The sequence below is a fragment of the Kaistella carnis genome, from assembly GCF_003860585.1.
Taxonomy (GTDB): Bacteria; Bacteroidota; Bacteroidia; order Flavobacteriales; family Weeksellaceae; genus Kaistella; species Kaistella carnis.
The window spans coordinates 1,803,006-1,827,958 of sequence record NZ_CP034159.1; the positions used below are offsets into that span (position 1 = coordinate 1,803,006).

The window sequence follows — 24,953 nt, forward strand, 5'->3', positions numbered from 1 at the left end:
GCGGTTAAAGTTTGGTTAAAGACTCAAAATTACTGTTAATTAATTTGATGCTTGTGCCAAAAAAAATCCCCGGGAAATTCCCGGGGATTCTATAGTTAAAAAACTTAAAGTTTATTTTTTGATGAATTTAACTTTCGTTACATCACCATTATAATCAACTGCAATAATATAGACACCTTTCTCTAATTTAGAAACCTGTACTTTATTATCAGCAACTTTACCTTTAGATACCGCTTGACCGGCCATATTGTAGATGGTGTAAGATGCTTTGTCAGTTACTTTAGTTACGTTTAATACATCAACTGCAGGGTTAGGATATACCTGAACTTCAGTAGATTTTACGTTATCATTCACTCCAAGAGTTGCAGAAATTTTCACTGCATAATCCTCAACTTCACCATAACTGTATGTTCCACAAGGATCAGTTTGAGGTGAATTGAAACGAAGGGCTACTCTCATTCCAACTGTTTTATCTCCAACATAGGCGTCAGCCGGCACTGCGAAAGTTGCAGTGACAGGAGTAGTTTGATTAGCAGCAGTTGACATAACCACTTCACTTGGTTCATAAACACCATTTCGGTTGAAGTCGATCCAAGCGGTAACCGCCTCACTGTATTTAGTTCCCGGCCATGCTTTAGTTACAGAAATAACATTGTTTGTGGTATTTCTCGCTAAGTTAACAAGTCTTGCAGGATCTGAAGAATAGTTTGAATAGTTTGAAGCACCCGAGGTACTGTTTACACCTAAAGCACCTTCGGCAGTGATTTTCACGTTAGAAATATATTCGTCAGTAGAATTCGTAGAACTCAAGGAGCAGTAAGCAAACATTGAAGTGGTAAACGTGGTCGCTGCATAAGCTCCAGTGGTTCCTGAGCAAACTGCGGCAACTTCAACATCGTACGCTGTACTTTCCTCTAAATCTGTAATTGTGTATGAATTTGTCGTCAGTGGCACTACAGTCCAAGTTGCATCTGCAGCTTTCTTATATCTTAATGTATAAGTTGCTGATGCGATTGGATCCCAAGAAACCGTTGCTGAATTCACAGTTACACCTGAAGCTGCAAGACCTGCCGGTGCAGTACCATCACAAGCTACGATTGCGGAAACCGTTACTGGTGCAACAGCATAAAATACATTTCCGATTGCAGAAATTCTTACTTTTAATGCAGTATCAGTTGCAAAAGAAGAGAAACTAAAATCTTCAGAACCGTCATTTGGAGTTGAAGCTGCTAAAACAGTCCAAGTCGCTCCATTGTCAGTTGTATAATCGATTTTCACATTTGCAACATTAAATGGTGCTGCATCTGTGCCTACGACATCCCAAGTTAATGGACCTGGTGCATTATTATACACTTTATTGGTGGTGATTTTAAAAGGACCGTTTGCACTAACTGTCACTTTTTGCAACGCTTGCTCTGTCTGTTGTTGAGCAGTATCTGCATTATTATCTCGAACTGTAACTCGGAAGTTTGAGGATCTTGCTACAGACGAAACTGCTTCCCAATCATTTGGATTGCTTACATTACCAGCCATCACAGTCTCCAGTTTAGGGAAATATCTTGTTGGATTATCTGTACCTGTAATTGAACGGAAACTAGCTCCGGATGTAGTATTTCCTAAATTAGCTTTAGAAATAGGAGTGGTGGCATTGTCTACTTGTTCCCAAGTATAAATCAATGGATCATTTTCCGGATCTGTTGCCTGTGCAGTTAATACGAAAGCAGTTCCTTTTGGAATTGTTATGTCTGCCATCGGAGTAATTACTGGTGGATTATTCCCTGTAAGATCAGTTTCTACATCACATGTTTTTGAGATCAAATTGGTTTGTACCTGATTGATAGAATTAATGTGGAAATAAGCATCTGAGTGTTGCTGAACATCAGTAGCACCAGTAATACCAGCATACCCCATAATAGTAGACCCTGAACCAGGTTCAACATTTTGGCCTGTACCTTCAAGACCTTGAGAAAAAGTATGATTTGCTCCTAATTGATGACCAATTTCATGGGCAACATAATCAATATCAAAATTATCTCCCATTGGAATCCCATCTGCTGGAGAAGTTATTCCTGAACCTTTTGCCTTAACATTTGGACCTGTAGGATTGATACATACACAACCAATACAACCTGCATTACCACCACCACCTGATGCACCGAACATGTGGCCGATATCATAAGCGTCGTTTCCAATCGTGTTGGTTAAAGTTTGCTGCAACTGTACGTTCCAGTTTGCTAATGTTGTATAAGGATCTGTTGCCGGATCTGTAAAGATCAATTCCGGGAAATCCTGAAGGATTAATTTTAAAGCGAAATCTTTTTCAAATACAAAGTTACAACGGGTAATAGTTGCATTGATCGCTGTCAAAGCTTGCTCTACTCCACCGAAGTATTGCGTATATTCCCCATTAACAGACATTGCAAGACGCATTGTTCTGTATTTTTTATCAGATGCTTTGTTGAAATCCAAAGGATTGTTTGTAAAGTTCTGACCTGCAGAATACATCTTATCAATCTGCTGCTTGGTTAAAGGTGCTTCGCTTGTAGAACAAACAAAAGCTTTGTCTGCTTCGGATTTATTGCTTTTTGCGTGAACTCCGTAAACTGATTTTGAGGTATTTTGTGGCTCAATAAATTCATATTTACCATTTCTAACCATCATTGATTGAAAGTCGTTTGGAGCAACAGAGAATCTTACATATGCTGTAGGATTATCAATACCAACCCCAACGTAAGAACCCAACTGATAGCGGTCTGCCACAGATTTCACCACAACCGGTGCACTGTAAACAGCAAATCTTTCTACTTTACCATCGAGTGTAGGGATCTTAATTTCTACTGGAACAGCATTCTTACCAGTCTCTTGCGCGTTGGCAAGTGCAGATCTCATTTTGTTAAGATCTAATGAGTAATAGCTCGTGACATTAGATGTCGGCCGGATTTTCTCACCCTGCATTGATGTGGGGCTCCATTGGGCAATGGCAGCCGTACTCATCAATCCGCAAAGCAAAGAAGTAAAAATTTTCTTCATAAGACTAAATTAATTGTTAAAAAATAATAATAGCCAAAAGTAATTTTTTTTTCCCAACTCCCAAAATAAAAGTTGTAGAAATTTTAATGTTTTTGAAAAATATAGGTAATTAAATGAAAAATTAATTAGCGACGTAATAACAATTTAGCTTATTTTTTATCAATACTGAAATGGTCTGAAAAAGATTAAGAAATTTTTTACAAAAAAAAGTGTTAAAATTAACACTTAAATTATTTTATGTAAAGCATAGGTTCCCTAAAAAGAGTAGGCAACATTCCAAGAAAATCCCATGTTAAATTTGGCAGAACTCTTGCCAAATCCCGGAACGATCATTGGTTTGATTTCTTCCTGCGTAGTGGAGAAGATAAGGTATTTGGGCTGTGCATTTACTTCTATATAAAATGGAGATTCAAAGAGTTGCACTCGGCCTCCAATACTGGCTTCAATCCAGTATGAACTTTGTGTAGACTCCGGAAATGCCTGAGAAACTTCACTGTCTCCAAAACCACGAATGGGCACCGATTTATATTCCTGAGAATAAAAAGAACCCGCGGCTTTGCCGCCCACGTAAAATCCATTCTTGGGATTCTGTTTGTCGAAAGCCAACATATAAAGTCCTCCTAATCTTACGAAAGGACCATTTGCTGAAACATCATAACCATTTTTTTGGTAGATATTTTTTTCAAAACCGGCATCTGCAACCGCATACCAATTGTTTTTAATATTGGAATAAATAAAACCCTGAAACAGTTTACGATCAGAAAATGCAGCGGCTCCGGCATTCAAAACATCCAGACCCACCATAAAATTTGGTTCATACGTCCATTTTTTCTGAAGTGAATCCTGATCCTTTTGTGCAAAAGCAATTACGAACAGAAAACTAAAAAAGAAGGAAAAGATGCGTTTTGCTTTCATCGATGATCTGGGTTTGATTTTGTTCTAAAGCTTTTACAGCATTGGGCACAACCAATTCTGAGTTTACATTTTCATAGAGTCTTTTAATTCCGCAAGCGGGAGAAACATATTCTGATTTGGTGGTATAATTAACTGTTATTTCTGAATTAACCTCGTCCCGCGACAATCCGACATAGACTTTAGTAAAGGGAGTGTCATCAACGCGCAACGGAATTAAAACAGAATCCGTTTTTACCACGCTGCCAAAAACCGGAATTGGTCCCTGACCATAATCTATTTTTATAAAAAGAGAATCCAATGTCTTCATCTTACCTGTTGCCTGCGTTTTAAATTTAATCTTCATGCGAGGCGAAGCTTCACCACCAATGCAGATGTCGTCATCACTTCCACAGGAAAAAAGAGAAAGTAGAAAGAGGGAAACAAAAAGTGTTTTCAAAAACTTCATCAATTAAATTTAAAGGAATTAAATCTTTACCAAAAGTGCAATATTTTCAACATGATGCGTCTGCGGAAACATGTCAACCGGCAAGATTTTAACCAATTTATACTGCTCTTTCATCAAAGCCAGATCTCGCGCCTGTGTTGCCGAATTACAACTCACATACACGATTTTTTCCGGAGCAATCTTCAAAATCTGCTCTACCACTTTTTGATGCATTCCGTCTCTCGGCGGATCGGTAATCAAGACATCAGCTTTTGGATGCTGGGCGATAAATTCATCATTAAAGATTTCTTTCATATCACCACAATAAAAAGTACAGTTGTCAAGACCATTTAATTCTGCATGCTCTTTTGCCGCATTGATCGATTCCTGAACAGACTCAATTCCGATGACCTGTTTTGCTTTCCGCGCAACATATTGTGCAATTGTTCCGGTACCCGTATAAAGATCATATACAACCTCATCCCCTTTTAGATCGGCAAATTCTAAGGTCTTAGCGTATAAATTTAAAGCTTGTTTATAATTGGTTTGGAAAAAAGATTTCGGCCCGATTTTAAATTTCAAACCTTCCATTTCTTCCATTAAAAAGCCATCGCCGAAATAAGTCTCTACATTTTGATCATAAATGGAGTCATTTTGTTTTGAATTAATAGCAAACATCAACGTTTTAATTTCCGGGAATTTACTCAATAGGAAATCGAACATTTTCTGCATATTTTCTTTCTCTTTTCGGAAGAGCTGGAAAAGAACCATCCATTCTCCTTTTGAGTTTTGACGAAACATAACTGTTCTTAAAAAACCTGCCTGATTTCGAACATCAAAAAATTCTAAGCCGTTATCAACCGCATAATTTCTAATGGCCAAACGGATTGCATTCGAGGGATCTTCCTGAAGAAAACATTCTTTCAAATCCAAAATCTTGCTCCACATTCCGGGAATATGAAAACCTAAAGCATCTCTGTTACCGTAATTTTCTTCGGCACTGATTTCATATTGGGTTAACCAACGGGCATTGGAGAAAGAAAATTCCATTTTATTACGATAGAAATATTGATCTTCGCTTCCAAGAATCGGTAAGGTTTCGAAATCTTCGATCCCTGCAATTCTTTTAATATGATTAAAAACTTCGTCCTGTTTAAATTCAAGTTGCTTTTCATAGGAAAGGTTCTGCCATTTGCAACCGCCACACACGCCGAAATGAATACATCTCGGCTCTACACGATAAGGAGATTTTTCTACAATCTCGGCGACATCACATTCGAAGTAATTGGATTTCGATTTCTTTACGCGCGCATTCACAACATCGCCGGGAACAGCGCCGGAAACCAAAACTGTTTTTCCTTCCGCTGTTTTACCAACTGCAACTCCTTTAGACCCAGCTGAAACCAGCTTAATATTTTCTAGAACAATATTCTTATTTCTCTTTCTCATAGAATTTAATCTGAAGGCAAAAGTAAGGTTTTAAAATAAAAAAATGGGTAAGTCGCCCGCATTGTATTCTTTTTTAAATTAAAGAAAATAATTTACCAAAAACTAATCACTTCCCTTTAAATAATAATCACGGCCGCGTAAATAGAAAAAGCCGATGAGACCACCGGAAAAAAGAATAGCGACGGTCCAGAGATATTTACCATTGACGTTATTACTAAAAACATCGATGATTAAAATGACCGATGCTGCAAAACTCGATATCAATCCCACATAAACAAGCAAGCTTCCAACTTTTGGTGGAACTCCTAAAGCCGGGACATCAAAAGATATGGTGAAAAAACTAAAAGCAAATCCCACCAGGATAAGCAAATAAACCATATTTAAAGGAAGAAGAAGTTTTTTTCTCATCATTTTAATTTTGATTAAATATAAAAAAAATCCTGCACAATAATGTACAGGACTCATTCTTTCAAATTATATGCTCTTTATTTTGTCGCAGGAGCGGGCTGCAAAGACGGAGCAACTAAGTCATTTTGCAAAGTTACTTCTGGAGCTGCTTCTGGAGCTTTCAAGCCCGTCATTTTATCTAATACCTTAATTAATTCCTCATCTCCTAAATTATAGAAGAATTTACTTGCAATTTTTCCCTCTTTATCTAACACTACAAATGAGGGAAGTTTGAATCCGTAAATTCCTAAATCTTTTGCAATTTGAGAATTCATTCCATTTTCTGCATAAACATTGGTTCCCGGAATATCTTTTAAAAGCGCATTGCTTGTTTTCACAAACTGATCTTTGGTATCATCCAGATTTACAAAAACGAAATCCATTTTTGACTGATAAAATTTCGCAACTTCTTTTAAAACAGGTACAGTAGCTTCTGCAATATAAGGGTTCCAAGACGCGTAAAACAGAACCATTGTTGGTTTCGCTTTGGAAGCTCCCATTTTGAAATCTCCTCCGTCTTGCTTAACCAGCTTCGCGGTAGGAAATGCATCACCAATTTTAGGTCCGGAAATAACAAACTGAATTTGTTTCAGATCTTTTTTTATTTCGGAATCTTTAATTTTTTCATCGATGATTTTGCTCACTTTCGCTGCGTTTTCCGGCGTTGTTGAAGGACTGATATCACCGGTGGTCATAACATAAGCCAATAGATAATCTTTCGCCAATTGCGGCATATCTTTTTTCGTATCTAAGAAATTAGAGAATAAAACGGAAGAAATTTCTGTTCCTCCTTTATTATTCGCGTCATGGAATGTTTGAAATTCCTTGCTTACTTTTCCTAAAAGATAGTTTCTGTAGATCGGCTGATTCTTAAGAAGACGTGTATCATCTTTTCTTAATTTCTCTTCGATATCCGTAAAGTTTTTGGAAACTTTAAAGTTTGGATTTTGACTCGCTTGTGGACGGTTCATTTCATATTGATTCATTAAACCTAAAATACTGGCGTTCAATTCGTCTTTCTTCCACTGGAGCACATCACTGTCCGGCGAAGTTTTAGCAGCAGCTTTATCGATGTTTTTCTCCAGTTCTGAACGGATTTTTTCTGCTTCCTTTAAAAACGCAGGTTCATCTTTACTTACCAATTCACCAACATTGATTTTTGCTGCATAGGTTTGAATTAAATTGGTAGCTTCCTGTAAAAAGTCATTATTTTTCTTGCCGTCACCTGTTACTGTAAATTTCGTAGGGAAATTTGCTGCTTCACCGGAGATATTTATTTTCTGACCACCTTTTAAATAAATCATGGCTTGCTTTCCTGCATAGCTCATAATATACATTCCGTCTTTAGGAGCATCAAAACTCCCGGAGAAATTTCCTTTCGCATCAACACCAATATTGATCAAGGGAAGCGTTGCCACACCTGAAGCTTCAATAAATTCAATTCTTTCTAATGGAGAGCCGCCCGCAAAATTACCGGTAACCTCAACCTTTTTCGAACATGACATTGCAACAAAGGCAATCATTAGCATGAAAAAATACTTACTCATCTTATTGTTTTTCTTTTTTAAAGTCTGTTATATAAAAATTAGGAATCGAACTCTAATTTGCGGCAAAAATAAGGTATTCGTTGAGTTAATTAAAATTAATTGGTCACAATTATGAAAGTTTAACAAAGAAAAAAGCTGCTTTCATCTCTGAAAACAGCTTTTATACATTTTGGCTAAAATTTTAACCTTTATCCAGAGTCGCTGCCATATATTCACGGTTCATTCTGGCGATGACAGAAAGGCTAATTCCTTTCGGACATTCTACCTCACAAGCACCAGTATTTGAGCAGTTACCAAATCCTTCTTCATCCATCGCTTTCACCATATTCAGCACTCTTCGTTCTGCTTCTACTCTACCTTGAGGTAGTAATGCGAACTGAGAAACTTTCGCTCCTACGAACAACATTGCAGAACCATTTTTACAGGTTGCAACACAGGCACCACAACCGATACAGGCAGCAGCATCCATGGCATGATCAGCATCATCTTTTGGAACCGGAATCGCGTTTGCATCCAAGGTATTCCCGGAGGTGTTTACCGAAATAAATCCACCAGCAGCCATAACTCTGTCAAAAGAGCTTCGGTCTACCACTAAATCTTTAATAATTGGAAAAGCCGCACTTCTCCAAGGTTCAATATGAATGGTTTCTCCATCTTTGAACATTCTCATATGCAACTGACAGGTAGTAATTCCCGTATCTGGACCATGAGGGCGCCCGTTAATATAAAGAGAACACATTCCACAAATTCCTTCTCTACAATCATGGTCAAAAGCAATAGGCTCCTTACCTTCATTGTTAAGGTTCTCGTTGAGCATATCCAACATTTCCAAGAATGACGAATCGGTGGAAACATCAGAAATTTTGTAGGTCTCGAACTGTCCTTTTGATTTATTATTTTTCTGTCTCCAAATTTTCAGAGTCAGGCTTAATCCTTTTTTTGCACTCATTTTTTTATATATTTTGGAGATTATTTATAACTTCTTGTTTTAACTTCGATATTTTCATAAATCAATTCCTCCTTATGCATCACTTCTTGATTGATGTCCATGCCTTTATATTCCCAAGCAGCTACGTACTTGAAGTTTTCATCATCTCTTTCTGCTTCACCTTCCGGCGTTGCGTGATCCCATCTAAAATGCCCTCCACAAGATTCTTCTCTTTCGAGCGCATCTTTCGCCATCAACTGTCCTAACTCCAGGAAGTCGGCAACTCTGAAGGCTTTTTCTAATTCCATGTTCATGCCTGTTGCATCACCCGGAACTTTTACGTTTGCCCAGAATTCTTTTCTTACTTCTTCAATCTCCGCAATTGCTTCCCGTAAACCTTCAGGAGTTCTTCCCATCCCAACTTTGTTCCACATAATGTGACCTAATTTCTTATGGAAATAATCTACACTGTGTATTCCTTTATTATTAATGAAGAAGTTTACTTTATCCTGAATTTCTTTTTCAGCAACATCAAATTCTGCAGCGTTTGTCGGAATTGCTCCGGTTCTAATATCTGCAGCCAGATAATCTGCAATGGTGTAAGGAAGTACGAAATAACCGTCGGCTAAACCTTGCATCAATGCTGAAGCTCCCAACCTGTTTGCCCCGTGATCAGAGAAATTAGCTTCCCCAATAACGAAACATCCCGGGATGGTAGATTGTAAATTATAATCAACCCAAACGCCACCCATGGTGTAGTGAACTGCCGGATAAATTTTCATCGGGGTTACATATGGATTGTCAGCTGTAATTTTTTCGTACATCACGAAAAGGTTACCATATTTCTCTTCAATCCAAGCTTTTCCTAAGTCGTAGATCTGCTGCTCGGTTGGGTTATGAATATTTTTCTCGATGGCAGCTTCTTTTCCTTTCTTCTGAATCTCGGTAGAGAAATCAAGATATACACCTTCGTGGGTATCATTATTTTCGATTCCGTAACCCGCATCACATCTTTCTTTTGCTGCTCTGGACGCTACGTCTCTTGGCACCAAGTTTCCAAATGCAGGATATCTTCTTTCCAGATAATAATCACGATTTTCCGGGGCGATATTTTCAGGTTTCAGTTTTCCTTCACGGATTGCAACTGCATCATCTATATTTTTAGGAACCCAAATTCTACCTGAGTTTCTTAAAGATTCTGACATCAGCGTCAGTTTTGACTGTGCCGTCCCATGTACCGGAATACAAGTCGGGTGAATCTGTACGTAACAAGGGTTTGCGAAATACGCTCCTTTTTTATGAATTTTCCAGGCAGCTGAAACGTTTGATCCCATTGCATTCGTTGAAAGGAAATAAACATTTCCGTATCCTCCGGAAGCGATAACAACCGCGTGAGCAGAATGTCTTTCAATTTCGCCGGTCACCAAATTTCTGGCAATAATTCCTCTGGCTTTACCATCGATGATCACCAACTCCATCATTTCATGGCGGTTGTACATTTTTATTCTTCCTTTACCGATTTGTCGGCTCATTGCGGAATAAGCACCTAATAAAAGTTGTTGTCCTGTCTGTCCTTTTGCATAAAAGGTTCTTTTAACCTGTACACCTCCGAAAGAACGGTTATCTAACTGGCCTCCATATTCACGTCCGAAAGGAACTCCCTGTGCAACACACTGGTCAATAATCGACGCAGAAACTTCTGCAAGTCTATATACGTTTGCTTCTCTTGAACGGTAATCCCCACCTTTTATGGTATCGTAGAATAAACGGTATACTGAATCCCCGTCTCCCTGATAATTTTTAGCAGCATTAATTCCCCCTTGTGCAGCAATTGAGTGTGCACGTCTTGGAGAATCCTGATAACAGAATGCTTTTACATTATAACCTTGTTCTGCTAATGTTGCAGCGGCTGAACCTCCTGCCAAACCTGTTCCCACTACGATGATATCAATTTTATCACGGTTGTTTGGGGAAACCAAGTTCATATGATCTTTATGATTTTTCCATTTGTCCGCTAATGGACCTGCCGGAATTTTTGAATCTAATTTGCTCATTTTTAGAGATTTTAAGTTTTAAATTTTAAATTTTAATGTCGTTTAAAAACTTAAAATTTATTGAGTTAAGAAGTGAAAAACTGCGATAAAAATAAAACCTGCCGGAATAAGGATTGAATACCAATTTCCCACCGCTTTAATTACCGGAGTGTATTTAGGATGTCTTGCTCCAACAGACTGGAATGACGATTGAAAACCGTGCGCCAAGTGCAAACCTAATAGAATGAAAGCAACTACATAGAAAATGACTCTTCCGATATTTGCAAATCTAGCGTGCAACTCCGGCCAAAATCTAGCTTCATCAGGTGTATTTCCCTGGATGTATTTAAAATCCATCTCATGCCACCAGAAATCATACATGTGTAATCCTAAAAATGCCAAAACCACCAACCCGGAAATAATCATATTTCTAGACATCCACGTGGAGTTTGCAGAAGAACCGTTCACAGCATATTTAATTGGCCTTGCATTTCTGTTTTTAATTTCCAGAACAAATCCCATAATAAAATGGAAAATAACTGCAAAACCCAGGATCGGTTGCATCAAAAATTGAACTAAGGGATTGTAACCCATAAATTCTGATGCACCATTGTAGGCATCCTGACTAATAACTGAGAGTAAATTCACCGCAAGGTGGATAATTAGGAAAATGAGCAAAAACATCGCAGACAATGCCATTGCGTACTTTCTACCAATAGTAGAACTTGTTAATCCTGCCATAATTAATGTTTAAATTTGAATTCTTACAAAGTTAGAAAATTGCAGAGCGATTACCACGTGAGAAATGTCAGAATATTTTAGTTTGTAATCTTTCTAAATAAGATGGCGATAGAAGCGTTCGGTTTACTGACCAACATTGTAATTTTTGCCGTTAATATCAATGGTTGAAATATTTTCCGGAAGCACTTTCACAACAAATTCTTTTGTTCTGCGCGACGTAAGATAAGGTTCAATAATATATTGCTTCAGTTTTTCCTGATCCGCATTCTGCGAAATATAAAAGGTCACCTTTCCCACTTCTTTCGCGGAAACGATGTTCTCTTTGAAAAACTCATGTACCAAAACTTCTTCAATTTTTGTTGCTCGATAGTTAAGCATTATTCGTAAAGCTATAAAAACGAGCAAAAAGTACAGCACTTTAGAAAAACTTTTAATGCTCATTTTCTTAATCATAAATCGTAAAAAATACAGTACACTAAATAAAAGAACCATTTCCAATAAAGTCATGGGAAGCATTTCATTCATTGCAAAATCTACTTCTCCAAAAAAATGAATCAGCTTTAAAGTACCCTTAACTACAACATTGTATAAATTTTCAATCCATAAAAAATTAAAGGAAAGGCCGATCAAAATTACCATAATTAAAGAAAATACGATAACAATTTCTGCAAAAGGAATGATGACCAGATTTGCTATAACAGAGATGAACGAATATTGATGAAAATAGTAAATAAGCAAAGGTATGGTCGCTAATTGGGCCGACATGCTGATGGAAAAGATATTCACCATAAAATTCTGAAATTTATTTTTAGGTTGTGGCAAATATTTTAAAATAGGCTGATTAAACCAGTAGATTCCAAAAACTGCGACAAAACTCAATTGAAAACCAACTTCAAACAATTGATTTGTATTAGCAGCCAGAATAACAAAACCCGCAATCGCCATAGAATGCAGCAAATCGGTTTTTCTTTGTAAGAGGACAAACATATAATAAGCAGAAATCATGACGCAGCTTCGAACCACAGAATTTCCAAAATCTATAAAAACAGCAAAGGACCAAATAAGGAGTAACGCGAGAACAATTTTGTGTCTTCTAAATTTAGGTGGAAAAAGAAAGTTCAAAACAAGAAGTATGACGCCGAATATGATCGCCATGTGCGTTCCTGAAATCGCTAAAATATGCATCATGCCGGAATTCCGAAAATCTCGTACCGTTGCTTTATCCATTTCAGTTCGATCCGCGAGAATAATCCCTTTCATAAACTCCCGAGAACGTTTATCCAAAGATGTTTGATCTATTTTAGCTAAAATATTAAGACGTTTTTGCCGAATCTTTTCACTGAATGACAGATCGTTTCGTTCTCCAACACTTATAGAATTTGGCAGGTAGCTCTGAAAATAAATTCCTTTTCTGGATAGATATTTTGCATAATCAAACTGAAAATCACGATAGGGCTTTTCGAGTTTGTTTATATAAACTTCGGCTTTATAATAATGATTAAAATCAAGTTCCCTCTCTGATTTTGGATATGACAATACACTTTTAAAGAGTTCCTTATCTTTCCAGCCTATTATTTCATACCTGCGGTTCTTCTCATTAGAATTTAGTTTCTTCGTCATTTTAAAGGTGATATTTTCTTTTCCCTTCAACACTGGAAGTTCAGGTTTTTGGGAATGTAAGAAATGAGAAAAGATTCCGAGGGAAAAGAATAAGACACCCAATAGAATACTTCGAAATTTGAAAACGTAAAAATTTTTAAGAAAGAATAAAGAAAGCAAGAAGAAGCTCCCTATCAAAACAATAAAAACGTAACCCTCAGACCAATAGAAATAATCCTGAGCGAAAATTCCAAGTACAAAACAAACAAGAAGAATAAGTAAAGGTTCTTTATGCAATTTCTTTTTACGTAAAACTATCAACTTTCATTGATAAAATTACGGGTAAAATCACCCTTTAACAATCAAGGCTGCAGCTTCGTCACTCGCACCTTTTCCACCTAATTTTTCCTGAAGTTTTTTAAAGTCCTGTAACATTTTATTTCTTCGCTCGCCTTCTAAAATATCTGAGAGCTCCTGGACCAAACGTTTTGTATTCAGATCTTTCTGAATAAGTTCAGTCACTATTTCCTCATCCATTATCAAATTGACCAGAGAAATATATTTAATGTTTTTTACTACACGTTTCCCAATTTCATAGGATATTGTACTGCTTTTGTAGCATACCACTTCGGGAATATTGAGAAGCGCAGTTTCCAAAGTCGCTGTGCCAGATGTTACCAAAGCCGCTTTTGAACTTCTAAGTAAATCATAGGTTTTATTAGAAACAAAATGTACATTTTCATCCACATATTTCTGATAAAAATCCTTCGGTAAACTTGGAGCGCCGGCAATCACAAACTGATATTCTTTAAAATGCGGACGAACAGAAAGCATTAACTCCAGCATTTTAGTAACTTCCTGTTCACGGGACCCCGGTAAAAGAGCAATAATTTCTTTTTCGTTGAGATGATGTTCTGCTTTAAACTTCGCAATATCCATTTCAGGTAAATCGGCAATAGCATCTAATAAAGGATGTCCTACAAAATGAGCATTCACATTATGCTTTTTATAAAAGTCTTTTTCAAAAGGAAGAATTACCAACATTTCATCCACGAACTTTCTGATTTTCTCTACACGACCTTCCTTCCAGGCCCAAAGTTGTGGGGAAATATAATACATCACTTTAACACCCAAACCTTTTGCAAACTCCGCAATTCTTAGATTAAAGCCTGGATAATCCACCAATATCAAAACATCCGGTTTAAACTTTTGAATATCATCCTTACAGAATTTAATATTTTTCAGAATGGTGGTTAGATTTTTTGCCACTTCTAAAAAACCCATGAATGCAAGATCTTTATAATGTTTTACGGGCTGAAATCCGGCAACAGCAGTCATTAAATCACCGCCCCAGAAACGAAATTCTGCGGTGGAATCTTTTTTAAGAATCGATTTCATGAGATTGGAAGCGTGTAAATCTCCCGATGCTTCTCCTGCGATGATATAATATTTCAAAATAGTTTTGGGGTTTGCCGGCAAATCAAATCATTAATTTGCCTTAAATTTGTTCAAAGATAAAAAAATGTCTGATTTAGAAATAAAAAATAAAGTAGCGGGAAGCGGATTGATCAATTTTGATCTCTCACAACTGATCCCAAAAGGAAAACGAATTGGAATTGATTTAAAGGACTTCCTTTTTGAAGGATTAATTCTTAAAGAAAAAGATTTTCGGGAAAAAGTAAATGCAATGAATGCTGATGAATATGAAGGTGCATATGTTTACATCTATAATTCTGCAGATGCTATTGTTCCATTATGGGCTTATTTTCTTATCACCGCAAAATTAACCGAATACACAAAAAAGATTGTCTTCGGAAACCGGGAAGATTTAGAAGTATTGTTAATGCATAACGCCATTGAAACCTATGATTTCAGCGAATTAATCAATCAAAGGGTTTTGGTAAAAGGATGCAGCGACGAAAGCATTCCTGAAAATGCCTACATCGAATTGGTTGAGCAGTTAAAACCTCTGGTGAAGTCACTCATGTTCGGAGAGGCCTGCTCAAATGTTCCTATTTTTAAAAATTAAAAGAAATTTTACAGTAGATAAAACATTTAACAATTTTTTATCTGTTTGAAAAAAATTACGGAATAATTTTTGGTAAATTCAGGTAACACTTTTAATAAATTAAAAATATAAACTATGAGTTTAATCGATTTAATCACCGGAAATGCCGGAAACCAAGTAGCATCAGAAGCAGAAAACAAATTCGGGATCAGCAAAAATCAAGTAATTGCGCTATTGGCAGTTGCAGCACCTTTGGTCATTTCCTATTTAAAAAAGAAATCACAGGAAAATTCTGAAGAAGCAGATGCACTGAATAACGCACTGGACAAAGATCATGATGGCAGCATTTTAAATGACCCATCACAAGCCGCAGCGAGACAGCAGGAAGGAGGATCTATTCTTGATCATATCTTTGGCGGTCAGAAAGCCACCGTAGAAAATCAACTTTCCCAAAACACGGGTATTTCAATGGATAAAATTGGACCAATTATGGCTATGTTAGCACCTTTGATTATGGGATATATCGGAAAACAGAAACAATCGAGTGCCGTAACTTCCGGCGGAGGTTTAGGAGATTTATTGGGAGGAATTTTAGGCGGTGCACAAAGCCAGGCACAGGCAGAACCATCCAACCCGCTGAATGATATTTTAGGAAGCGTACTTGGTGGCGGTTCGCAGGCCAATGCAGGAAGTAATCCTTTAAATGATATTCTTGGCAGCGTTCTTGGCGGTGGTAATCAACAGCAACAGTCTCAAGGAGGACTTGGAGGATTGTTAGGCAGCATATTGGGAGGAGGAAAATAATTTCAACCACTTTCTATAAATAAAAAACCGAAGATTATTCTTCGGTTTTTTTAGTTTTATCAGCTTTCGGTTTGGCGTCTGTAACTTCTTCCTTCTTTTCTGTTTTAGGCTTTGCGGCAGCTTTAGGTTTTTTCTCAACTTCAGCATTTTCTGATTTTTCCGCGGGATAACCTACTTCTTTTCTTACTTTTTCTTTAGAAGCTTTTTTATCATCCTCATCCAGAACCTTAACCGGTATATTTAAGGCAGAACTTGGTTTTCTTGGTCTTTTCTTACCATAACTGCCCGCGATAATCTTTCCTCTTTTCGATTTTTTGTCTCCTTTACCCATAATTAATAATTTTTAATGTGTTGACTATTCCAAAGTTAGCATAATAATTTGGCAACTTATTCTTAAAAAATCATAAATTTATGGGCGTGTCCCTTTCCAACGCTTAGAAAAACACTTCATATTTCCAGCACCGCGGGTCGGGCTTTCCGTTGCAATTCCTCATTCCGCTTTGCTGCATTCCGGGATTTCCACTGCAATCCCTCACGCAAAGAGACGTTGAATTTATAATAATAGATCAAAGCTTAAAATCACAAATCGGAAATCCGCGCAAAGAAAACAGTGATACAAAAACACTTTTAGGCGCTCGCTTCGCTCGCGCCCGTAAATAAAAAATTGAAATTTTTACTCATTAATTATTGTATTACGATAATTAATTATACATTTACAATATCATTAAAGAATACCATTATGAAAATCATTGGAAAAAAATCGCTGTCATTGTACGTAAGCTACGTTCTCTTTTTTATATTTTTTGTTTGTGCCGTTCATTTTCTTTATACGATCATTGGCCACTCGATACTCACGTACAAGTTTAAAACAGGAAGTCAAATTTTTTCTCAAACTTTTATTTTGAACAATGATGTTGGCTGGACTCAAAACAAGTGGACCATTCCCATGAAGGATTTACTGAAATTCAGAATCAATTATCCATTTACAGACCTACAGGTTTCAACAGGTGTTTTTGGAAGCACTCAAATCATTTACAATATCATTGGAATGCTCTTCGTGACCTTATTTTTCTACTTTTCTTATAGAAGTTTTAAAGAAATGAGTTCGGATAAAATCTTTAATCCAAATGCAATTAAGTGGTTACAAAGATTCGGATACCTCAATCTAATCTTCGGAATATTATCTTTAGTAGAAGGTATAGGATACAATAAAATTACTACTTCTTCTTTTTTTCAGTTCTTTTTTCTGGTTTTTCTGGGGAGCATGGTTCTCTTTATTGTAGCCTTCTTCAAAAAAGGATATGAACTGCAATCTGAAAACGATCTAACAATATAATTATGGCGATCATCATCAACATAGACGTAATGCTTGCAAAACGGAAGATGCAGAGCCAAGAATTAGCAGAGAAAATAGGTATTACTCCCGCCAATCTCTCCATTCTGAAAACGGGAAAAGCAAAAGCATTAAAACTCTCTACTTTGGAAGCCATTTGCAAGGCTTTAGACTGCCAACCGGGAGATTTACTTGAATTTCAATCTGAGGATTAAAAAGGATACCTAACAAAAAAAATACGATAATTATCACAAGAAGCTCTCTTACTAAAAGCGAGGTTTTTATCTACGCCTTCCATACAAAAAACTTATATTTGCACCGGAAATTTTAGACCATTTCTAATATCCAAAGTCTAATATCAAATATCTTAATAATATGTTTCGTACGCACACCAACGGAGAATTAACCATCCAAAATCTTGATCAAAACGTAACCCTTTCCGGCTGGGTTCAAACCATTCGCGACAAAGGTTTTATGATGTGGATCGATTTACGTGACCGTTACGGAATTACGCAATTGGTATTTGATGCAGACCGTTCTTCCGCGGAATTATTAGAAAACGCTCATAAATTGGGACGGGAATTCGTGATCCAAGTGGAAGGAAAAGTCATTGAAAGACAAAGTAAAAATCCAAAAATTCCAACGGGAGAAATCGAAATCCTTGTGGAAAAATTAACGATTTTAAACGAATCAGAAGTTCCACCATTTACCATTGAAGACCAAACTGATGGTGGTGAAGAATTGAGAATGAAATATAGATATTTAGACATTCGACGTAATCCGGTAAAAGACAAATTGATTTTCCGTCACAAAATGGCGCAGAAAGTCCGTAACTATTTGTCTGATCAGAATTTCATCGAAGTAGAGACTCCGGTTCTTATTAAATCAACGCCGGAAGGGGCTAGAGATTTCGTCGTTCCAAGTCGTATGAATCCAGGACAGTTTTATGCATTGCCACAATCGCCACAAACTTTCAAACAATTATTGATGATCGGTGGAATGGACCGTTATTTTCAGATTGTAAAATGTTTCCGTGATGAAGATTTAAGAGCCGACAGACAGCCTGAATTTACACAGATAGATTGTGAAATGGCATTTGTAGAACAGGAAGATGTTTTGGAAATCTTCGAAGGAATGACCGCAACTTTATTGAAAGATATCGCAGGAAAAGAATTCGGTAAATTCCCAAGAATGACATTTGCCGACGCGATGAAAAAATACGGAAACGACAAACCCGACATTAGATTCGGGATGGAATTCGTTGAAGTAAACGAATTGGTAAAAGGAAAAGATTTCAAAATTTTCGACGATGCAGAATTGGTGGTTGGAATCAATGTTGAAGGTTGTGCAGAATATACCAGAAAACAAATCGACGAATTGATCGATTGGGTAAAACGTCCACAAATTGGCGCAAATGGAATGATTTGGATTAAATTCCAAAATGACGGAACCGTTACTTCTTCCGTAAATAAATTTTACAACGAAGAAGATTTAAAGAAAATCACAGAAAAATTCGGCGCAAAAGCAGGAGATTTAATTTTCCTAATGTCCGGAAATGAAAATAAAGTGAGAACCCAACTTTCCGCCTTAAGAATGGAACTGGGGAACAGATTAGGATTAAGAAATCCGATAGAATTCGCACCACTTTGGGTGATTGATTTTCCATTGTTAGAATGGGATGAAGAAACAAACCGTTATCACGCAATGCACCATCCGTTTACTTCACCAAAACCGGAAGATGTTCATTTGTTAGAAACAGATCCCGGAAAAGCCCGAGCAAATGCTTACGATTTAATCCTGAACGGAAATGAAATCGGTGGTGGTTCGGTAAGAATTTTTGATAAAGATTTACAGGCAAAAATGTTTAATCTCTTAGGATTTACCAAAGAAGATGCAGAAGCACAATTCGGATTCTTAATGAATGCTTTCCAATATGGAGCACCGCCGCACGCAGGCTTAGCCTTGGGTTTTGACCGTTTGGTTGCTATTTTAGATGGAAATGAAGTGATCAGAGATTATATCGCTTTCCCAAAAAATAATTCCGGACGTGACGTGATGATCGACGCGCCAAGTCCAATTGCTGATGAGCAGTTGAATGAGTTGGCTTTGAAAGTTGAACTGAAAGACTAGTTTGAATTACAATACATAATAAAAGAGGAAATTTTGCTTCCTCTTTTTTTGTTTTTAATCTGACCAAGAAATTATTAAGGCAATTTCGCCACTAAACTTTCCGGTAACACTTTCAAGATGTAATAAATGATTTTCCATTTGAAATTGGGAACGATGGAAAAGGAACTTCCAGCTTTTAAAATATGTTTCGCAACATAATCTGGTTCCATCAAAAGGCTTTTATTCAGGTCTAAACCTTCATTAATTTTAGTATTGATATAACCGCTCACCAAAACATTCACGATAATATTTCTCGAAGATAATTCCTGCCGAAGTCCGGCTAAATATTGAGTGAACGCAGATTTTGTACTTCCATAAATGAAATTACTTTTTCTCCCCCGAACTCCGGAAAGTGAAGACAGACCAATAATTCTTTCTAGACTTTCATTGGATTTATCCATCGCAATAATACTAAGAATAGAAACCGCGCCCATATAATTCACTTCCATCATTTGTTTAGCACTTGTGAAATCGTGAAGCGCTTTTTGATTTTCAACTAAGAAACCTGCAGCGTAAATTACGATGTTTGGTTTTCTTGGAAGTTCATCATAAAATTTTTGATGTGATGAAAAATCCGATGCGTCAAAATAGTTAAGAGTGATTCTCGAAGAATCAATATTATTTTCTTTTACAAAACGCTCCAAAGAATCCAGATTTCTGGACGAAGCTATAATCGAAAATCCCTTTTCCCGATATTGCAAAATACATTGCTTTGCAACATCGGAATTGGCGCCTAAAATGAGAATTGTTTTGTTAGAATTATTAATCATCCACTTATTTTGCGCGAAGTCGTTCTTTAATCTTCTCAATATTTTTCTTCGCAGAATCTTCCAGAATTAATGAGGCGCTCATCAAAATTCTTTCCGGCATTAACTGTTCAAAATGCTCCGTTCCTTCCCAGGAAACTTTTTTTATTAATGATAAAGCGTCAGCACTTCTGGTTGATAATTTTTGTAAGAATTTATTAATCTCTTCATCCATCATTTCAATATTTTCAGAAACGGAATGGTAGACATCGTGTTTTTCACACCAATCGGCACTTCTGAAATCGGCATCAATCGAAATTGCAGCATAAGCAGATTTGCCCATTTTCCTTTCAACATACGGTCCGATTACGAAAGGTCCAATTCCTAAATTTAATTCTGTTAAAGCCAAAGCCGAATCTTTCGTGGCGAAACAGTAATCTGCAGCACACGCAATTCCAACTCCACCTCCAGTTGTTTTTCCCTGAACTCTAACAATGACTAATTTTCCGCAAGATCGCATTGCATTTAATACTTTGGCAAATCCGCCAAAGAATTTTTTAGAATTTTCCAATTCATCGATTGATAATAATTCATCGAAACTTGCTCCGGCGCAAAATGCTTTTTCCCCCTCTGATTTTAAAAGGATTGCTTTTACTTCTTCCTTTGATCCTTCATTTAAAATATTTTGCGCGAGTAATTCTAAAATTTCTCTAGGCAAAGAATTGCTTTTTGGATGCCCAAAAGTGATTTCTGAAATATTATTTTTAAGTTTATGATTTACAAATCCGTTGTTCATTATGCTTTGTTTAAGGCTATTAAATATTTATCGATGTATAATTGTTTCTGTTTGCTTTTATATTGCTGGATATATCTCGGATGCTCCAACACTGTCAGTTTATCAAAGAAATGTTCCTGACTGTTTATCTTGTCAATAAAAGTTGCATTCTTTTTTCCTAAAATAAAAACTTCTGAAGTGTCTAAACCCAAACTGATATGGTCTTTTAAACTTTGAATCATAAAGGGTTTTACGGCTTCGAAGAGATTTTTATCGTCGTAATAATTGGCGTTTAAATTTCCTTTAATCGTATTTCTGACTATCGCCAAAGGAAAAGGTGAATTGATATAAAACTCTTTATAAAACCTTTCCGGTCCGCCGAAATTATCAATAACATCATAAAGAAATACAGAGGAAATTTCATGCGTATGAGCAGATTTCATTTCAATTCCACAAACGCTTTCTAATCTTTTGGTATCGGTGAACGGAACGCCTGTAACTCCTGCTCCATGACGACTTGGATTAATTCCGATGATGAATTTTCTTTGGTTGTGGTCATTGTAGAATTTTTTATAGAAGTCCGTCATCACCGTTAAAGTTTCAGGATTATCGAAGAAAGGATTGAGTACATCGAAACCTCCAGGAAGTTCTCCTGAATAATGCAGTTTCTTGTTGAATGCTACAACTTTTTCTCCGATGTTTTTTTTCATTTTGTTCGCACAGATTTAACAGATTAACACAGATAATCCCCTCAATTTTCAATAACCATTTATAATTCTAACAATATTTTTATTTATTTCCGTGCAGTTAAAATTAACTAAAAGTCCCAGATGTAAATTTGCTAATTTTAAATAGTTTAATAATTGTTTGTGATGAATTGGTAGTAATTCTACCACCGATTTTACTTCCACAATAATTTGATCTTCCACTAATATATCACCTCGAAATGCAATTCCTAAGTCTATTTCTTTGTAAATTACAGAAATTGCAAACTGACTTTTTACTTCTAGACCCTGACTTTCCAGTTCGATAATTAACGCCTTTTCATAAACACTTTCCAGTAACCCAGAACCTAGCGTATTGTAGACATCAAAAATTCCTTTTCGAATTGCGTATGTCAAATCGTTCTCTGTCATGATCAAATATTAATAGCATTAAAAAAATCTGTGAAGATCCGTGGAATCTGTGCGCCAAAATCTTAAAAGATTTGTGTGCCGGCAATTGTTTACAGCAATTCAAATTGCTCAAAATGATGCGTCACGTGCTTTTGGTGGAATAATTCCATCATTTCTTTATTTAATTTTCCGAAGACGAAATGCAAATGTTCTGCGTCTGGATTTTCACGGTAGTAAATCTGATAGTTTTTCACTGATTCAATGAAATGCGTTTTAGCTTCCTCTAGATTTTTATATCTCAATTCCGGTAATTTTCCATCTTCTAAAAAAGGTGCTGGAAAATCTTTAGGCATTTTTCTAAAGTTATATAGTGAATCCTGATATTTCTCTAAATGTTCTTCCGGCGTTTTGCATTCAGAAGTTTCCAATTCGCCGGTGCTGTATTTCATGGTAGTTTCTAAATGTTCCAACATTTGTTGAGCATTCATTTGTCCCCACTGCGGCACCGATTTCTCTGTTAAATTATTTAAACGTTTAGCAAAATCCTTGTAATCGATTTTAATGAAAGGTGATTTTTTCGCTACCAAAGTTAAGATTGTTGCAACACAAACTACTTCCTCTCTTTGATTAACCACTTCTACCAACCACTTCACCACGCCACTTGGAACATTTCTGCCTTTTACGCCTTTGTTGATTCTTTCTTTTGCAGTTAAATAAACAGTAATCGTATCTCCAGCATAAACTGGTTTAAAGAAACTTGCATGTTCTAACCCATAGTTTGCAATCACCGGTCCTTTTTTACCGGACACAAATAGTCCTGCCGCAGCAGAAAGAATGAAATATCCATGTGCAACAGTTTGATCGAAAATGGTTCCGTTCAAAGAAGTGGAATCCGTATGCGCATAGAAATGATCCCAAGAAACATTTCCGAAATTCACGATATCTGCTTCGGTTACGGTTCTTCCGGCAGTTTCTAAAGAATCACCGATTTCTATTTCTTCAAAATATTTTCTGAATGGATGTTTATCTGAATAGGTTGGAGTTGCTCCTTGCTGATAAATTTTTGTAATCGCAGTTAAAACATCTGGTGAACCTTGAATCGCTGTTTTTTGTAAAAAGAAATGAAGTCCATTTAATCCGCCCATTTCTTCACCACCTCCTGCTCTTCCAGGACCGCCGTGCATTAATGTTGGCAATGGTGAACCGTGACCGGTTGATTCTTTGGCATTATCTCTATTTAAAACGAATATTCTTCCGTGACTTGAAGCCATTTTCCAGGAGGTTTCAGCCACGAATTTTTCGTCACGAGAAATAATGGAGCCAACTAAACTTCCTTTTCCGCGTTTGGCTAAAGCGGCCGCTTCATCTGCATCTTTGTATGACATGATGGTTGAAACCGGACCGAAAGGTTCCACTTCATGGGAACTATTTTTTTCGAAAGGTTTATCGTTGTAAAATACTTTTGGTGTCACAAATGCACCGCTTTCGTAATCCGCATCTACAAGTTCATGTTTTCCGTCATAAATCAATTCGGTTTCGGCTTTTAACAATTCTATTTTTTCTTCCAAAACTGCCATTTCTTTTTTGCCGACAATAGATCCCATTCTGGTTTCTCGGCTTAATGGATTTCCTATTTTGGTTTGATCTAAGGCTTTGCTCAAAGCGTTTTGAACATCACCAACTAAATTTTCGGGAACAATAATTCTTCGGATTGCGGTACATTTCTGTCCGGCTTTTGTCGTCATTTCTGTTCTGACTTCTTTGATGAATAAATCAAATTCCGGTGTTCCAGGTTTTGCATCAAGACCGAGGATTGAACAGTTTAAAGAATCTGCTTCCATATTGAAACGCACGGCATTTCTAGAAACTGAAGGTAAAGATTTTAATTTTTTCCCGGTGAAAGCGGAACCGGTGAAAAGGACAGAATCGCCATCCTGAACATAATCCAGAATGTTTCCAGGTTCTCCACAAACCAATTGAATTGCTCCTTCCGGAAGTATTCCACTTTCTATCATATCCTGGAAAACGGCATTAGTAAGATAAGATCCTGGAGTTGCAGGTTTTACAATACTCGGAACTCCGGCTAGAAGCGAAGTCGATAATTTTTCTAACATTCCCCAAACCGGGAAATTGTAGGCATTGATCTGGACTGAAACTCCTTCGCTTGGAGTCAAAATATGCGTTCCTAAAAAAGTTCCGTTGGCTGAAATTTTCTGAGTATCACCATCAACCCAAAATGGCGTGTTGGGCAACATTCTTTTTGCAAGTCCCGAATAGGTGAAGAAAGTTCCGAAACCTCCTTCGATATCGACCCAGGAATCTGCGTGAGTTGCACCTGTTTTATAGGATAAATCGTAATATTTTTTCTTTCTTTCTAATAAATACAAAGCTACTTTCTTCAACATTTCACCACGATCGTAGAACGTCATGGAGGAAAGATTTTTGTAACCAACGGTTCTTCCGTAATCTAAAGCTGCTTCAAAATCGATTCCTTCGGTATCTGAAATTGCGACCAATTCACCATTAACTGCATTATAAAGTGGGACTTCATTTCCTGAACCTTCGATCCATTGTCCGCTGATGTAATTTTTTAGTTTCATTATTTATTAGATGTGGATTTTTTTAAACTTTTGAACAGCATTTTAATTAAGACATAGCATAAGAAGAAAATTAGAGCAATGTCAATGGTAAAAACCAATGATGGCAAAACATCACTTAAGATCTGTTTTTGCTCCAATGATTTTAAAGCCTCTTTATTTTCTGTATTATTAATGGCTTTAGATATGCCGATTCCTTTTTGAAGAATATAGAAGGCTATAATATTAAGTGCAACCAAAAATATTCCTGCAGCTGCGAGTATCTTTTTACTTTTTGAATTCATTTATAATTT

The 24,953-nt window shown here is 36.7% G+C and carries 22 protein-coding genes and 1 pseudogene; 5 read left to right on the forward strand and 18 right to left on the reverse strand.

The window, feature by feature from the left end:
• Positions 1-111 precede the first annotated feature (111 nt).
• The 11 genes from EIB73_RS08325 to lpxB all read right to left on the reverse strand — a co-directional run bounded on the left by EIB73_RS08325 (position 112) and on the right by lpxB (position 14,568).
• A complete protein-coding gene (locus tag EIB73_RS08325; RefSeq protein ID WP_125024411.1) occupies positions 112-3,030 on the reverse strand; it encodes a reprolysin-like metallopeptidase in 2,919 nt (972 codons plus the stop codon).
• 255 nt (positions 3,031-3,285) lie between these two features.
• On the reverse strand, positions 3,286-3,945 hold the full coding sequence (locus EIB73_RS08330) for a DUF6048 family protein (RefSeq protein ID WP_125024413.1): 660 nt from the start codon (positions 3,943-3,945) through the stop codon (positions 3,286-3,288).
• On the reverse strand, positions 3,911-4,390 hold the full coding sequence (locus EIB73_RS08335; protein WP_125024415.1) for a DUF6452 family protein: 480 nt from the start codon (positions 4,388-4,390) through the stop codon (positions 3,911-3,913). The genes EIB73_RS08330 and EIB73_RS08335 overlap by 35 nt, the downstream gene beginning before the upstream one ends.
• Positions 4,391-4,408: 18 nt before the next feature.
• Positions 4,409-5,818, reverse strand: coding sequence for a 23S rRNA (uracil(1939)-C(5))-methyltransferase RlmD (rlmD, locus tag EIB73_RS08340; protein ID WP_125024417.1), 1,410 nt, complete (start codon positions 5,816-5,818; stop codon positions 4,409-4,411).
• A 102-nt stretch (positions 5,819-5,920) separates the two neighbouring features.
• The gene (locus tag EIB73_RS08345; RefSeq protein WP_125024419.1) at positions 5,921-6,226 is read right to left on the reverse strand and encodes a hypothetical protein; all 306 of its coding nucleotides are present in this window, start codon (positions 6,224-6,226) and stop codon (positions 5,921-5,923) included.
• A gap of 77 nt (positions 6,227-6,303) precedes the next feature.
• Positions 6,304-7,812: a TlpA family protein disulfide reductase gene (locus EIB73_RS08350; protein ID WP_125024421.1), complete on the reverse strand. Its 1,509-nt coding sequence runs from the start codon at positions 7,810-7,812 to the stop codon at positions 6,304-6,306.
• 181 nt (positions 7,813-7,993) lie between these two features.
• On the reverse strand, positions 7,994-8,761 hold the full coding sequence (locus EIB73_RS08355) for a succinate dehydrogenase/fumarate reductase iron-sulfur subunit (RefSeq protein ID WP_125024423.1): 768 nt from the start codon (positions 8,759-8,761) through the stop codon (positions 7,994-7,996).
• A gap of 20 nt (positions 8,762-8,781) precedes the next feature.
• On the reverse strand, positions 8,782-10,794 hold the full coding sequence (locus EIB73_RS08360; protein ID WP_125024425.1) for a fumarate reductase/succinate dehydrogenase flavoprotein subunit: 2,013 nt from the start codon (positions 10,792-10,794) through the stop codon (positions 8,782-8,784).
• 57 nt (positions 10,795-10,851) lie between these two features.
• Positions 10,852-11,514, reverse strand: a complete 663-nt coding sequence (locus EIB73_RS08365) for a succinate dehydrogenase cytochrome b subunit (RefSeq protein WP_125024427.1) — start codon at positions 11,512-11,514, stop codon at positions 10,852-10,854.
• A 123-nt stretch (positions 11,515-11,637) separates the two neighbouring features.
• On the reverse strand, positions 11,638-13,434 hold the full coding sequence (locus tag EIB73_RS08370) for a ComEC/Rec2 family competence protein (protein WP_125024429.1): 1,797 nt from the start codon (positions 13,432-13,434) through the stop codon (positions 11,638-11,640).
• Between the two features lie 27 nt (positions 13,435-13,461).
• Positions 13,462-14,568, reverse strand: coding sequence for a lipid-A-disaccharide synthase (lpxB, locus tag EIB73_RS08375; RefSeq protein ID WP_125024431.1), 1,107 nt, complete (start codon positions 14,566-14,568; stop codon positions 13,462-13,464).
• A gap of 67 nt (positions 14,569-14,635) precedes the next feature.
• On the opposite strand from lpxB, the gene EIB73_RS08380 reads away from it, so the two are divergent.
• Together EIB73_RS08380 and EIB73_RS08385 are read left to right on the forward strand one after the other, a co-directional pair.
• Positions 14,636-15,142: a DUF2480 family protein gene (locus tag EIB73_RS08380; RefSeq protein WP_125024433.1), complete on the forward strand. Its 507-nt coding sequence runs from the start codon at positions 14,636-14,638 to the stop codon at positions 15,140-15,142.
• A gap of 114 nt (positions 15,143-15,256) precedes the next feature.
• Positions 15,257-15,925 carry a DUF937 domain-containing protein gene (locus tag EIB73_RS08385; protein ID WP_125024434.1) on the forward strand — a complete coding sequence of 223 codons (669 nt, stop codon included), beginning with the start codon at positions 15,257-15,259 and terminating at the stop codon, positions 15,923-15,925.
• A gap of 255 nt (positions 15,926-16,180) precedes the next feature.
• On the opposite strand, the pseudogene EIB73_RS08390 reads toward EIB73_RS08385, so the two are convergent.
• Positions 16,181-16,256, reverse strand: a pseudogene (locus EIB73_RS08390) (30S ribosomal protein THX); the annotation flags it as partial.
• Between the two features lie 408 nt (positions 16,257-16,664).
• On the opposite strand from EIB73_RS08390, the gene EIB73_RS08395 reads away from it, so the two are divergent.
• From EIB73_RS08395 to aspS, 3 genes are all read left to right on the forward strand, one after another.
• On the forward strand, positions 16,665-17,261 hold the full coding sequence (locus tag EIB73_RS08395) for a DUF2975 domain-containing protein (protein WP_125024436.1): 597 nt from the start codon (positions 16,665-16,667) through the stop codon (positions 17,259-17,261).
• A 2-nt stretch (positions 17,262-17,263) separates the two neighbouring features.
• Positions 17,264-17,473 (forward strand): helix-turn-helix domain-containing protein, encoded by a 210-nt coding sequence (locus EIB73_RS08400; protein WP_125024438.1) that lies wholly within the window; start codon positions 17,264-17,266, stop codon positions 17,471-17,473.
• 160 nt (positions 17,474-17,633) lie between these two features.
• Positions 17,634-19,388, forward strand: coding sequence for an aspartate--tRNA ligase (gene aspS, locus EIB73_RS08405; protein WP_125024440.1), 1,755 nt, complete (start codon positions 17,634-17,636; stop codon positions 19,386-19,388).
• A gap of 74 nt (positions 19,389-19,462) precedes the next feature.
• Here the strand turns inward: aspS and EIB73_RS08410 are convergent, their stop codons facing one another.
• From EIB73_RS08410 to EIB73_RS08435, 6 genes are all read right to left on the reverse strand, one after another.
• A complete protein-coding gene (locus tag EIB73_RS08410; protein WP_125024442.1) occupies positions 19,463-20,197 on the reverse strand; it encodes an SDR family NAD(P)-dependent oxidoreductase in 735 nt (244 codons plus the stop codon).
• Between the two features lie 4 nt (positions 20,198-20,201).
• Positions 20,202-20,969 (reverse strand): enoyl-CoA hydratase/isomerase family protein, encoded by a 768-nt coding sequence (locus EIB73_RS08415; RefSeq protein ID WP_125024444.1) that lies wholly within the window; start codon positions 20,967-20,969, stop codon positions 20,202-20,204.
• Positions 20,969-21,658, reverse strand: a complete 690-nt coding sequence (locus tag EIB73_RS08420; protein ID WP_125024446.1) for an SMUG2 DNA glycosylase family protein — start codon at positions 21,656-21,658, stop codon at positions 20,969-20,971. The genes EIB73_RS08415 and EIB73_RS08420 overlap by 1 nt, the downstream gene beginning before the upstream one ends.
• 48 nt (positions 21,659-21,706) lie before the next feature.
• A complete protein-coding gene (locus EIB73_RS08425) occupies positions 21,707-22,084 on the reverse strand; it encodes a GxxExxY protein (RefSeq protein WP_125024448.1) in 378 nt (125 codons plus the stop codon).
• A gap of 89 nt (positions 22,085-22,173) precedes the next feature.
• Positions 22,174-24,666: a phenylacetic acid degradation bifunctional protein PaaZ gene (gene paaZ, locus EIB73_RS08430; RefSeq protein WP_125024450.1), complete on the reverse strand. Its 2,493-nt coding sequence runs from the start codon at positions 24,664-24,666 to the stop codon at positions 22,174-22,176.
• Positions 24,663-24,944, reverse strand: a complete 282-nt coding sequence (locus EIB73_RS08435; protein WP_125024452.1) for a hypothetical protein — start codon at positions 24,942-24,944, stop codon at positions 24,663-24,665. Before EIB73_RS08435 ends, paaZ begins: the two co-directional genes overlap by 4 nt.
• Between the last annotated feature and the right edge of the window lie 9 nt (positions 24,945-24,953).

Excerpts from the sequence above, each read along its gene's own strand:
- EIB73_RS08325 (WP_125024411.1), bottom strand. The coding sequence starts at position 3,030 with ATGAAGAAAATTTTTACTTCTTTGCTTTGCGGATTGATGAGTACGGCT.
- EIB73_RS08330 (WP_125024413.1), bottom strand. The coding sequence starts at position 3,945 with ATGAAAGCAAAACGCATCTTTTCCTTCTTTTTTAGTTTTCTGTTCGTA.
- EIB73_RS08335 (WP_125024415.1), bottom strand. The coding sequence starts at position 4,390 with ATGAAGTTTTTGAAAACACTTTTTGTTTCCCTCTTTCTACTTTCTCTT.
- rlmD (WP_125024417.1), bottom strand. The coding sequence starts at position 5,818 with ATGAGAAAGAGAAATAAGAATATTGTTCTAGAAAATATTAAGCTGGTT.
- EIB73_RS08345 (WP_125024419.1), bottom strand. The coding sequence starts at position 6,226 with ATGAGAAAAAAACTTCTTCTTCCTTTAAATATGGTTTATTTGCTTATC.
- EIB73_RS08350 (WP_125024421.1), bottom strand. The coding sequence starts at position 7,812 with ATGAGTAAGTATTTTTTCATGCTAATGATTGCCTTTGTTGCAATGTCA.
- EIB73_RS08355 (WP_125024423.1), bottom strand. The coding sequence starts at position 8,761 with ATGAGTGCAAAAAAAGGATTAAGCCTGACTCTGAAAATTTGGAGACAG.
- EIB73_RS08360 (WP_125024425.1), bottom strand. The coding sequence starts at position 10,794 with ATGAGCAAATTAGATTCAAAAATTCCGGCAGGTCCATTAGCGGACAAA.
- EIB73_RS08365 (WP_125024427.1), bottom strand. The coding sequence starts at position 11,514 with ATGGCAGGATTAACAAGTTCTACTATTGGTAGAAAGTACGCAATGGCA.
- EIB73_RS08380 (WP_125024433.1), top strand. The coding sequence starts at position 14,636 with ATGTCTGATTTAGAAATAAAAAATAAAGTAGCGGGAAGCGGATTGATC.
- EIB73_RS08385 (WP_125024434.1), top strand. The coding sequence starts at position 15,257 with ATGAGTTTAATCGATTTAATCACCGGAAATGCCGGAAACCAAGTAGCA.
- EIB73_RS08395 (WP_125024436.1), top strand. The coding sequence starts at position 16,665 with ATGAAAATCATTGGAAAAAAATCGCTGTCATTGTACGTAAGCTACGTT.
- EIB73_RS08400 (WP_125024438.1), top strand. The coding sequence starts at position 17,264 with ATGGCGATCATCATCAACATAGACGTAATGCTTGCAAAACGGAAGATG.
- aspS (WP_125024440.1), top strand. The coding sequence starts at position 17,634 with ATGTTTCGTACGCACACCAACGGAGAATTAACCATCCAAAATCTTGAT.
- EIB73_RS08410 (WP_125024442.1), bottom strand. The coding sequence starts at position 20,197 with ATGATTAATAATTCTAACAAAACAATTCTCATTTTAGGCGCCAATTCC.
- EIB73_RS08415 (WP_125024444.1), bottom strand. The coding sequence starts at position 20,969 with ATGAACAACGGATTTGTAAATCATAAACTTAAAAATAATATTTCAGAA.
- EIB73_RS08420 (WP_125024446.1), bottom strand. The coding sequence starts at position 21,658 with ATGAAAAAAAACATCGGAGAAAAAGTTGTAGCATTCAACAAGAAACTG.
- EIB73_RS08425 (WP_125024448.1), bottom strand. The coding sequence starts at position 22,084 with ATGACAGAGAACGATTTGACATACGCAATTCGAAAAGGAATTTTTGAT.
- EIB73_RS08435 (WP_125024452.1), bottom strand. The coding sequence starts at position 24,944 with ATGAATTCAAAAAGTAAAAAGATACTCGCAGCTGCAGGAATATTTTTG.